Source organism: Pseudochryseolinea flava (genome assembly GCF_003286915.1).
GTDB classification, from domain to species: domain Bacteria; phylum Bacteroidota; class Bacteroidia; order Cytophagales; family Cyclobacteriaceae; genus Ohtaekwangia; species Ohtaekwangia flava.
In genome coordinates this window covers 31,326-42,154 of record NZ_QMFY01000019.1, presented here as the reverse complement: position 1 = coordinate 42,154, position 10,829 = coordinate 31,326, and the positions used below count along the sequence as shown (strand labels likewise).

The 10,829-nt window shown below is 42.9% G+C and carries 10 protein-coding genes; 1 reads left to right on the top strand and 9 read right to left on the bottom strand.

Annotated elements, in window-relative coordinates; translation table 11 throughout:
- Positions 1-46 precede the first annotated feature (46 nt).
- From tsf to DQQ10_RS24395, 8 genes are all read right to left on the bottom strand, one after another.
- Entirely contained in the window at positions 47-880 is an 834-nt protein-coding gene (tsf, locus tag DQQ10_RS24430) for a translation elongation factor Ts (protein WP_112749569.1), read from the bottom strand.
- A 148-nt stretch (positions 881-1,028) separates the two neighbouring features.
- Positions 1,029-1,799, bottom strand: a complete 771-nt coding sequence (gene rpsB / locus DQQ10_RS24425; RefSeq protein ID WP_112749568.1) for a 30S ribosomal protein S2 — start codon at positions 1,797-1,799, stop codon at positions 1,029-1,031.
- Between the two features lie 10 nt (positions 1,800-1,809).
- The gene (rpsI, locus tag DQQ10_RS24420; RefSeq protein WP_112749567.1) at positions 1,810-2,196 is read right to left on the bottom strand and encodes a 30S ribosomal protein S9; all 387 of its coding nucleotides are present in this window, start codon (positions 2,194-2,196) and stop codon (positions 1,810-1,812) included.
- 1 nt (position 2,197) lies between these two features.
- On the bottom strand, positions 2,198-2,641 hold the full coding sequence (rplM, locus tag DQQ10_RS24415; protein WP_112749566.1) for a 50S ribosomal protein L13: 444 nt from the start codon (positions 2,639-2,641) through the stop codon (positions 2,198-2,200).
- A 294-nt stretch (positions 2,642-2,935) separates the two neighbouring features.
- On the bottom strand, positions 2,936-3,655 hold the full coding sequence (locus tag DQQ10_RS24410) for an RluA family pseudouridine synthase (protein WP_112749565.1): 720 nt from the start codon (positions 3,653-3,655) through the stop codon (positions 2,936-2,938).
- Positions 3,656-3,700: 45 nt separating this feature from the next.
- A complete protein-coding gene (locus DQQ10_RS24405) occupies positions 3,701-4,756 on the bottom strand; it encodes a sensor histidine kinase (RefSeq protein WP_112749564.1) in 1,056 nt (351 codons plus the stop codon).
- 670 nt (positions 4,757-5,426) lie between these two features.
- Positions 5,427-6,116: a response regulator gene (locus tag DQQ10_RS24400; RefSeq protein ID WP_112749563.1), complete on the bottom strand. Its 690-nt coding sequence runs from the start codon at positions 6,114-6,116 to the stop codon at positions 5,427-5,429.
- Positions 6,117-6,644: 528 nt separating this feature from the next.
- The gene (locus DQQ10_RS24395; protein WP_112749562.1) at positions 6,645-7,694 is read right to left on the bottom strand and encodes an aminopeptidase; all 1,050 of its coding nucleotides are present in this window, start codon (positions 7,692-7,694) and stop codon (positions 6,645-6,647) included.
- Positions 7,695-7,993: 299 nt separating this feature from the next.
- Here DQQ10_RS24395 and recA point away from each other — a divergent pair, with 299 nt between their 5' ends.
- Positions 7,994-9,028 carry a recombinase RecA gene (gene recA / locus DQQ10_RS24390; RefSeq protein WP_112749561.1) on the top strand — a complete coding sequence of 345 codons (1,035 nt, stop codon included), beginning with the start codon at positions 7,994-7,996 and terminating at the stop codon, positions 9,026-9,028.
- A gap of 462 nt (positions 9,029-9,490) precedes the next feature.
- Here recA and DQQ10_RS24385 read toward each other — a convergent pair whose 3' ends face one another.
- A complete protein-coding gene (locus DQQ10_RS24385) occupies positions 9,491-10,753 on the bottom strand; it encodes an ABC transporter permease (protein ID WP_112749560.1) in 1,263 nt (420 codons plus the stop codon).
- Between the last annotated feature and the right edge of the window lie 76 nt (positions 10,754-10,829).

Sequence of the window (10,829 nt, the reverse complement as noted above, 5' to 3'; positions counted from 1 at the left end):
CAATCTTTCGATTGACCTTTCTTCAACTTCAAGTGTTAATATATTCTTAAGCGATTGTTACACGCTTAAATTCTGCTACAGTCAAACCTTTCGTAACACTATCCAAGTACTGTGCTACAGTCTTAGCGTTATCTTTCACGAAGATTTGATGGAGCAAAGTACTCTCTTTGTAGAACTTCTGGAGTTTACCAGCAGCGATCTTCTCAACCATGTTCTCTGGTTTACCTTCCGCTCTGATTTGCGCTTTTGCGATTTCAAGTTCTTTTTCGATCACTTCTTTGTCGACAGAAGACTCATCAACCGCCACTGGATTCATCGCGGCGATTTGCATACCAACGTCTTTACCAGCTTCTGTTACGTCTGCGCCGTTTACACCCTTCAATGAAACGAGTACGCCAAGTTTAGAACCAGCGTGGATATAAGGTACAACGGCTTCGCCAGTCATACGGATGAATTCCGATACTTCGATCTTCTCACCAATCTTACCGACGAGCTCAACGATCTTGTCATTGATTGTAAGGGCACCAGCTTTTTGAGTAAGCAGTGCTTCTTTATCAGCAGCTTTTGTAGTGAAAGCCGTTTCAGCGATAAGTTTACCAAGCGATTGGAACTCTTCGTTTTTTGCCACGAAGTCAGTTTCGCAATTCAATGCGATCAAAATAGCTTCTTTTTTATCGTCGCTAACTTTCACGAACACAGAGCCTTCTTTCGCGTCTCTATCAGAGCGGGAAGCAGAAACTTTCTGACCTTTCTTTCTTAATATCTCGATAGCTTTTTCGAAATCTCCTTCGGCTTCAGCGAGTGCTTTTTTGCAATCCATCATACCGGCACCAGTCATCTGGCGGAGTTTGTTTACGTCTTGTGCAGAAATAGCTGACATATGATTTTAGATTTTTACAAGTTTGAATTTACAGTTACGTATGGCTATAAAAACCAAACATCGGCTTGTAGACCGATGTTTGATTGCTTTTATTTCACAACCGTGTTTGCAGACATCGTCATGTCGCCCACCGGTGATTAAATCAGGATTATTTCGACTCTTCTACAGTTTCGTCTACTCTTCTCTTCTCGTCTTCTTCCTTCTTGTGAGCAGCGTCTTCTTTATCCTTCTTACGTTCCATCAAACCCTCTTCAATCACTTTACCAATGTTTTTAGTAAGGATAGAGATTGATTTGAAAGCGTCGTCATTCGCTGGGATGGGGAAATCAACACCTGAAGGATCAGAGTTTGTATCAACCAAAGCAAATACAGGGATATTGAGTTTTTGAGCTTCCGTTACCGCAATGTGTTCGCGCTTTACGTCGATCACGAAAAGTGCAGCAGGAAGTCTGTTAAGATCAGCAATACCGCCGAGGAGTTTTTCAAGTTTAGCTTTCTCACGTGTAATCATGAGGCGCTCGCGTTTTGCAAGGTTAGAGAAAGCTTCATCTTTCATAAGCTTCTCGATTTGCGCAAGCTTCTTAAGAGACTTGCGGATCGTTGCAAAGTTTGTGAGCATACCACCCAACCAACGTTCTGTTACGAACGGCATGTTGAGGCGTTTAGCTTCCTCCGTAACGATATCTTTAGCTTGTTTCTTCGTTGCTACGAACATGATCTTACGACCAGAACGTACGATGTTTCTGAGGGCAAAAGACGCTTCGTCGAGGCAATTGAGCGTTTTATTCAGGTCAATGATGTGGATACCATTGTTTTCCATGAAGATGTACTCAGCCATCTTAGGGTTCCACTTGCGGGTAAGGTGACCAAAGTGTACACCTGCATCCAACAAATCCTGATATGTTAATTTTTCAGCCATTTCTCTATGATTAACGCTTGCTAAACTGGAATCTTCTTCTTGCTTTTCTTCTACCCGGCTTCTTACGCTCTACCATTCTTGAATCGCGGGTCATCAAACCTTCTTTTCTAAGAGCAGGTTTGTTTTCTGCATTGAACTCAACCAACGCACGAGCAATACCTAAACGTACCGCTTCAGCTTGGCCTTTAATGCCACCACCTTCAACATTTACAGTTACATCATACGCGCCTTCTGCTTTCACAGCAACAAGACCCTGCTTAACCAATGTTTGGTGGATCTCTGAAAGGAAGTACTCCTTAAGATCGCGGTTATTTACTTTGATATCACCTTTACCAGGTTTTACATAAACTCTGGCGATTGAGGTTTTTCTTCTGCCGATTGCGTTGATGATCTGCATATCAGAACTTAATTTCTTTAGGTTGTTGAGCTGTATGAGGATGTTCTGCACCTGCATAAACATGCAAGCTTCTGAACAATTCGCGTCCAAGTCTGTTTTTAGGGAGCATACCACGTACAGCGTGCTCGATCAATCTTTCAGGGTGCTTAGAGCGGATAAGGGTTGGCGTGTGTTCACGCTGTCCGCCAGGATAACCAGAGTGAGTGAAGATCACGCGATCTGTCCACTTCTTACCAGTCATTCTAACTTTCTCAGCATTGATTACGATAACATTATCGCCACAATCAACATTTGGCGTATAGCTTGGCTTATGCTTGCCCTTAATGATGTGAGCAATCTGGCTTGCCACACGGCCTAATACTTTGGCGTTGGCATCTACCACTACCCAGCCTTTTTCAACTGTTGCCTTGTTGGCATTCAGTGTTTTATAGCTATTATGATCCATTTTCTTATGTAATAATCAATTAGAAACACTACCCCTTTCAAAAAGGGACACAAAGGTAAATTGCTCCTCGCGGAAATGCAAGCATAGTTGTGAAATTGCTTGAAAAACCCTTAAGATATTTATCGCCAGTCACTTACAAACCCTCTTTTTTGCCCTTAACCTCGCTTTCACGACTTCGTGCCCCCATCAAACCAAAAAAAACAAACATGTGGTTCCCAAAAATCACTCCTTCTTGCCACCATCCTGAAGATCGCAAACCCGCTTCGTGAAGTATTCCTGACCTGGTCCGCCGAACTACTTATTCTCAGACAGTTGGCGGATGAGTGCCTGCATGTCTTTTGGATAAGGCGCTATCACCTCGCGGTCAACACCGTTCAGGTCTTTAAAGCGCAATGCATGGGCATGAAGGGCCATGCGTTTCATTATCGGTTGTTCTTCGGTCTGTTTCTTAAGATTAAACCCTCGCTTTACACTCGACAAAAAGAAGGGTTTGCCGCCATAAGTATCATCGCCCGTAATGGGCGCTTTTAGCGTTGCAAGGTGAATACGAATCTGATGCATCCGGCCGGTGATCGGCTTACAGGCAATTAGCGTATGAAACTTATAGGCCGTTACGGTGCTGAAATAAGTTTGGGCAGGTTTTCCGTCCTTCTTGCTGATTTTCACAACCCCATCGTCCATTTTCAGAATGGGGAGGTCCACCAGGGTCTCATCAAAATTGTGAATACCGTCAGACACAGCATGGTATGTTTTGGTTACCTCACGATGCTCGAACTGGAGACTCATGTGTCGGTAAGCTTCCGGATTTTTCGCAATCGCCAGCACACCTGATGTATCTTTATCCAAACGATGGCAAACTTGGGCATCGGCAACATATTCTTTCGCTAACGATAATAGATGCACCTTGTCATGGCGATCGGCTAGCGTTGAAACAAAAGGAGGTTTGTTAATGAGGAAGTAGTCATTATCCTCGTAAAGGATGATGTCGCGCAGGTCTAATTTAGATGCTTTCAAGTGGCAGTGATAATTTCAACTGCAAACCAAATCAAAAAAAGTTAATTAATCCTCCTCCAAGTCCGTTACTTCTGGCTTTGCACGCGGGAGTTTGAAGCTGAATACAGATCCTGCACCGGGCTCACTTTTAACTTCCGCTTTGGTGTTATGACCATCGAGGATGTGTTTAACGATGGATAATCCTAGGCCTGTACCGCCCTTTTCACGACTGCGGCTCTTATCGACCCGGTAGAACCTTTCAAAGATTCGTCCGAGGTGCTCGGCAGGAATCCCCTCTCCTGCATCACGTACGCTCGTCACCACATTTTTCTTTGTGACGTCGAAGCTGACGATAACATCGGAACCATCTTGTGAGTGCTTGATAGCATTAGAAATCAAATTCGTCATCACTTGGCTGATGCGCTGCCAGTCGGCGTACACCATTACTTTTGTTTCGGAGCCGGCGATACTAAGACTAACATCTTTCTTATCAGCCTTTCCTTCAAACTGCTCGAATACCTCCTCCGTCAAATGATAGAGGTCTATATTTTCGAAATGCATTTTGATCTGGCCAGTTTCAATATGCGAAAGGGTTAATAAATCTTGGACGAGCATATCAAGTCCGTCGAGACTCTTCGCTGCTTTCTTTAGAAACTTTGTTCGTACCGCGCGATCGTTCACGGCCCCGTCGAGCAGCGTGTGCACAAAACCTTGGGCAGCAAAAATGGGAGTCTTCAATTCATGCGAAACATCGGCGATAAACTCTCTCCGGAAAGCTTCCAGCTTTTTGAGCTCATCGATCTCTTTCTGTTTTACTTCCGCAAAAGAATAGATATCCTCATTTATCGTCTTTAGTGGGTTAAGCGATGATGACTGTTTGTCGAGGTGCGCAAACTCTTTCTTCTTTAATTTCGTCACCAACTTATAGATCCGATTGATCTCACGAAAGATGAGAAACTCTAATACGACAAAAGTGAGTAGGTAAGCAACTGAAAAACTTATCCCAAACGCGACCAATAAAAGTCCAGACGAAGCGGAATCAAAAAGCGAAAGAAAGAGCGTAGTGATCAACGCGATGCAGAGTGCGAGGAGTAGTGCAAGTACTCTTGAGCTGTAGACCATTATTCGTTAATCTTTACAAGTTAATCGTTAATAGTGAATCGGATTATTAAATCTCTATACGCAAAAACTTTCCGTAAAATTCCGAAGAACTTTTCACGGAAAGAAGCTTTCTGCTTTCAGCTTTCTGCTAATTCGTGAATGCAAGGAGCCTTTACATCAACTAATCGTTAATCGGATTATAAAGGGTCAGCCCGCAAATCGAGTTCCCATTCAGGGGCCAGGGGTGAACACAAATCCATACCTGAAGGAGTGCTTATTAAATCTCTATACGCAAAAACTTTCCGTAAAATTCCGAAGAACTTTTCAAGTAAAGAAGCTTTCCGCTTTCCGCTTTAAGCTTTCTGCTAATTCGTTAATCGGTTATAAGTTAATAGTGAATGCAATGAGCCTTTACATCAACCGTTGGCAGAAATAAAGGAGTTGATTCACGCATCAAAGGTATTCGAGAACCTAAAACTTTTAACCCTGAACTTTAAACACTCTACTTAATTACCATTCTTGCTAGTTATCGGTTGCCAGTTAATGATGGAAATCGTTAATCGGATTATTAAATCTCTATACGCAAAAACTTTCCGTAAAATTCCGAAGAACTTTTCACGTAAAGAAGTTTCCGCTTTCCGCTTTCCGCTTTCTGCTTTAAGCTTTCTGCTTTAAGCCTTAAACTTTCTACTTAATTGAGGCTGAATTTGTATCCCACACCTTTCACTGTGGTGATGTAGTCTTCTCCGATTTTTTCGCGAACCTTTCGGATGTGAACATCAACCGTTCTTGCCAGTACGTAAACATCCGATCCCCAAATGTTTTGCAGCAGATCTTCGCGGCTAAATACTTTGTTGGGATTTTGGGCAAGGAAGTAGAGAAGCTCAAATTCTTTTTTAGGGAGATTGATCTCCTTCTCATTCACTTTAATGGTGTAGCTTGTTCTATCAATGGTGAGATCGCCGATGTTGATCAGACTAGTCGGTGAAGTTTTTTTAGAATCCCTTCTAAACAACGCGCTAATCCTGCTCATCAACGCCCGTGGCTTGATCGGCTTGGTGATGTAATCGTCGGCGCCAACATCAAATGCTGCTACTTCAGAGTATTCTTCCGATCGAGCAGTCAAGAAGACAACAAAGGTTTGTTGAAGTTCTGGAATATCGCGAAGCATGCGACATGTTTCCACACCGTCCATCTTTGGCATCATAATGTCCAGCAACACTAGGTCTGGCACGAATTTCCTTGCAATGTCTACAGCTTTCGATCCGTCGGATGCAGTTTTTACTTCATAGCCACCTTTTTCAAGGTTGTATTTCAGCAATTCGAGGATAGGTTCCTCATCATCTACGACAAGCACTTTGTGCATCTGCTTGTTTCCCATAGTTCAACTATTTGCATCAAAAGTAGACAGAAAAGGGGGCTTAAAAAATGAGGTATGCTTTATTAACAATTCCTTAATGTCGCCTGAGAGTTTGAAAGTCTACAACAACCGGGAAGTCCGTTAAGACGAATACAAAATGCAGCTGTTTCATAAAGTTACACAAAAGCAACAGAGGCCACAGGAAGGAAATACAACGGTTATCAGTTATATTTGTGATCGTTAATCACCTAAAGTAATGTACTCATAAAACATCCACGAGCCTCTGATAAGACTTTGAGTGGATGGAGAGTGGACACAGAGTGGAGAAATGAGCCGTCTTCGTCGCTCCTTGGGTAAGGTGACAACCCGCATGCGTCAGCCAAAACGATGATACATCCTGTTAACCTGCACTTAACAGATCCTACCAACTAAACCTCAACACGTCAGCACATCAACACATCAACACGTCAATCATACATCTTTGTTAACGTGTATCTACCGAAGAATTCAACTAAACCTCAACACGTCAACATCCAACACATCAACAGGTCAAAGAAAAGGATATCGTGTACTCAAATGTGCTATGTACTTTTTCAAGTCTCCCCCGAATGCACCATTATATTCTTCCCAAAAATCATTTTGCTTTGCCTGGTATTGCCGAAAGTTCATGAAGTAGGCATTGTTTGGTAATTTTTCCTTGAAGCGTTCCGATGGCTTCTTGTTCAGATCCAACGTTAATGTATCAAGCGCCGTTACAATCATTTTTATCGTTTCATTCTTGATCCGCTTCTTCTGTTCGACAGGATCTTCTGTCCTCATGCTCTTGTAAATACTATCCAGCGCATGCGCGCCACGCAGCATATGATTGACATATTTTACATAGTCTTTATCTTCATTGATGTAATCGCGATATTCTTTTGATCCTTCACCATACTTGGCGATAAGAAATCTCTCTGCACCACGATCACCGATGAACGTGGCGAGGTTTTCATTGAAGTCGATGCTGTCTTTGACAAAGATGGTTGCATGCGACATTTCATGAATAATAAGGTTTGCTAGGTCACCTTCACTCCTATTCAGCATCTTACTTAAGATTGGATCGGTGAACCATCCCAGCGTGGACCACCCACCAGGATTTCGAACGATCACATCGAACCCTTCCTTTTCGAGTGACTGCTTCAAGGTAAAAGCGCGTTCCTTATTAAAAAAACCTTTGTAGGGCACTGAACCGATCACCGGAAACTTCCACTCCTTATGTTTCAATTCAAATGGTTCGCTCGCCATCACCACCCACATGATCTCTTCACCTTTTTGATCATACATGGTTTTATAGTTCTCGGTATCTTTTAATCCTAGTGAATCCGTAGCAAAGCGTCTTACATCTTGAATGAGGTTCAGGCGTGCTTTCAAAGAATCAGGAAAATTGGGATCGGCAAGGAACTCTTCTACCGGCCGGGCATTCCAGATGATGTTCATTTGTCCGTATCCCTGCTGAACGCCATAACTCACGAGTTCCCAATAGATCAGAACAAGAATGGCAATCACACCCAGCAATCCCCACAACGCCCGTTTAATCCATTTTTTGATTTTGCCTTTCATGTTTTCCAGACAATACGCTTCATAATTTTCCCGACAATCCCGCAATATAAAAACGTTTGACACTAGTTGTCACAAAACTGTGCTACCTTCGAATTGTTATTACAGCGCAAGAAATCAGGGATGACAACCAGACAAGTTGAGGTCTCATAAAAAGGCTAAACACAACAAAATCAGCTGAATACTTGCAACTAATTAAATTAGTTTATTTCTTTGAACAACCTAAATTGATTAGTACATCGTTGATAATCGTTTTCAACAAGAAGTTGTTGATTGAACATAAGAGTTAATAAAACAAACACATGAGCGACGCAAAAGAAAAACTGAAGGCACTTCAGTTAACCTTAGACAAACTTGACAAGACGTATGGCAAAGGCACGGTGATGAAACTTAGCGATGAAAAGGTAGTTGACATCGCTTCAATTTCTACGGGTTCACTAGGATTGGATATTGCATTGGGTATTGGTGGTATTCCAAAGGGAAGAATTACGGAGATCTATGGCCCTGAATCATCTGGTAAAACGACGCTAACCATGCACTGTATAGCTGAAGCTCAGCGCAGAGGTGGTCTTGCAGCGTTTATTGATGCGGAACACGCTTTTGATAAATCTTATGCAGAGAAATTAGGTATCGACACCGAGAATTTATTGATTTCTCAGCCAGACAATGGAGAGCAAGCACTCGAAATTGCAGATCATTTAATTCGTTCTGGAGCAATCGACATCATTGTTATTGACTCAGTAGCAGCACTTGTTCCGAAAGGGGAACTTGAAGGCGAAATGGGTGAAAGTAAAATGGGACTTCAAGCGCGTTTGATGTCGCAAGCGTTGAGAAAACTTACGGGAACGATCAGCAAAACAGGTTGCTCTTGTATTTTCATCAACCAGCTTCGCGAGAAGATCGGCGTAATGTTTGGAAACCCAGAAACAACCACGGGTGGTAATGCTTTGAAATTCTACGCATCAGTTCGTTTGGATATTCGTCGTATCGGGCAAATCAAAGAAGCTGCTGACGACATTACAGGAAACCGCGTGAAGGTAAAAGTGGTGAAAAACAAAGTAGCACCGCCGTTTAAAGTGGTCGAGTTCGACATCATGTATGGTCGTGGTATTTCCAAATCAGGTGAAATTATTGACTTAGGTGTTGAGTTGAACGTTATCCAGAAATCAGGTTCTTGGTTCTCTTACAATGGAAACAAGCTAGGCCAAGGTCGCGATGCTGTAAAACAACTCATTGAGGACAACCCAGAGTTGTTGGACGAGTTAGAAAAGAAAATCAAAGAAACCCTCGCCGGCGACGAAGCGAAGAAAGTACTCGAAGAAAAAGAAGCAGAATAAAATCTGTTCCTTATATACTATATCGTAATAGAAGAAAGCACTGGGAAACTGGTGCTTTTTTCATTTTCACCAGGTTAAACGGAAAATGGCAATCAGTCCGGCCAAAAAATATCCCTCGTGGCTCGAAACTAATAGACGGTTTTTGAAGTGCTTAAAAAAGAGAGGCTTGTCTCTAAAAAATTAAAATTTGATAGAGCGTGCGCGCGGTGGCCCAACTTAAACGCGGGGAGCCCCGGCATGTGCGATGGGCAGCATGTTTAAGTTTCCCCTTTTTCTTTTGTTACTTTTCTATTTGGGGAAGCAAAAAGAAAAGTAAGCAGAGGATGATGCATGAACTAATCCAGACGGACTCAGTAGCACATTCAAAAAGTTGATAAGAGTAAGTGCGATCAGCTTTTTGGGCCGCTATGAAAATACTTTCTCCGGGCACTAATAACTCGCAACTCATAGCCCTTTATTTCACTACGTCGCCCGCAGCGCAGCCACAGGATCTAATCTTGCGGCAAGGGCAGCTGGAATAATTCCGCAAATCAATCCAATAGCAGTGGATACACCTAGGCCAAGTATGATATTCTGAATGGAAAGCGTTACGACCAAACTGCCCATTGGAATGAGGGTAACTGGGAAAACCAACAATAAACCACACATACCACCGATGAGGCATAAGAAAACTGCTTCAAACAGGAATTGGAATAAGATGAAGTAATTTTTCGCACCCATTGATTTTTGTAGTCCGATGATTGGAGTACGCTCTTTTACGGAGACGAACATGATGTTGGCAATGCCGAATCCACCGACGAGAATGGAGAATCCTCCAATGATCCACCCAGCAAGGCTCAGTCCATCGAAGATACCGCCGATGATGTTGGCAATGGCTTCAGGGCGATTCAAGGCGAAGTTATCTTTCTCGGTAGGGCTCAATCCACGACGAACGCGAAGCATACCACGCAATTCGTTTTCGAGCTCAACCAATCCGATATCATCTTCATAACCTTTTACACCAATACGTGATGTGAGTTCATCCCATGCTCCGCTTCCTGTTTGAAATAGCCTACGGAAAGACTGATAGGGAATAATTGCCGTGAAGTCGTTACTGGGTGTTCCCAAAAAGCTTTCGCCCTCCTTTTTAATCGTTCCAATAACGACATACTTGAGGTTTTTAATCTTCACTACCTTTCCGATAGGATCCTCTCCTTTGAAAAGGGACTGTACGATTTCATGTCCGATAAGGGTAACATTTCTACCAGACTCAATTTCTTCGGGCGTGAAGTATCGACCGTTTTCCACGTTAACTTCGAATACGGTATTATATCCATGATCGCCACCTTGCAGACGCGCTTCATCAATACTGTTACTTCCGTATTTGACGACCTGATTTCCACGGCCCGCGAAAATGGTGATACCACTTTGATGTTTCATCGACTCGCGTAGCGTTTCAAATTCACGGTAAGAGGGGTTGGGTCTCATCCAGAAGTCCCACCAACGATATTCACCAGAGGCATCGGCTGTGAATGGCCATTTGTCAACATAGATTACGTCGGTGCCGAGGAAATTCAAGCTGTCTTTAATATTCTTTTCGAGAGAATCTACGAGCGTGAGCACGGCGATAATGGCAAAAATGCCGACCGTAACCCCTAAAAGAGATAACACGGTTCTTAAGATGTTCGACTTGAGGGCCTTCCAGGCAAATCGAAAGCTTTCAAAAATCTGGTTTAACGTCTTCATGGGACAATGGTATCGCGCGCTTTTGGTTAAAGTTAGTCGACGGTAGGCGAAACAAATTACCGGTAATGACTAAAAA

Bases quoted from the DNA above. Each gene is read 5' to 3' on its own strand.
- tsf (WP_112749569.1), bottom strand. From the start codon at position 880: ATGTCAGCTATTTCTGCACAAGACGTAAACAAACTCCGCCAGATGACT.
- rpsB (WP_112749568.1), bottom strand. From the start codon at position 1,799: ATGGCTGAAAAATTAACATATCAGGATTTGTTGGATGCAGGTGTACAC.
- rpsI (WP_112749567.1), bottom strand. From the start codon at position 2,196: ATGCAGATCATCAACGCAATCGGCAGAAGAAAAACCTCAATCGCCAGA.
- rplM (WP_112749566.1), bottom strand. From the start codon at position 2,641: ATGGATCATAATAGCTATAAAACACTGAATGCCAACAAGGCAACAGTT.
- DQQ10_RS24405 (WP_112749564.1), bottom strand. From the start codon at position 4,756: ATGGTCTACAGCTCAAGAGTACTTGCACTACTCCTCGCACTCTGCATC.
- DQQ10_RS24400 (WP_112749563.1), bottom strand. From the start codon at position 6,116: ATGGGAAACAAGCAGATGCACAAAGTGCTTGTCGTAGATGATGAGGAA.
- DQQ10_RS24395 (WP_112749562.1), bottom strand. From the start codon at position 7,694: ATGAAAGGCAAAATCAAAAAATGGATTAAACGGGCGTTGTGGGGATTG.
- recA (WP_112749561.1), top strand. From the start codon at position 7,994: ATGAGCGACGCAAAAGAAAAACTGAAGGCACTTCAGTTAACCTTAGAC.
- DQQ10_RS24385 (WP_112749560.1), bottom strand. From the start codon at position 10,753: ATGAAGACGTTAAACCAGATTTTTGAAAGCTTTCGATTTGCCTGGAAG.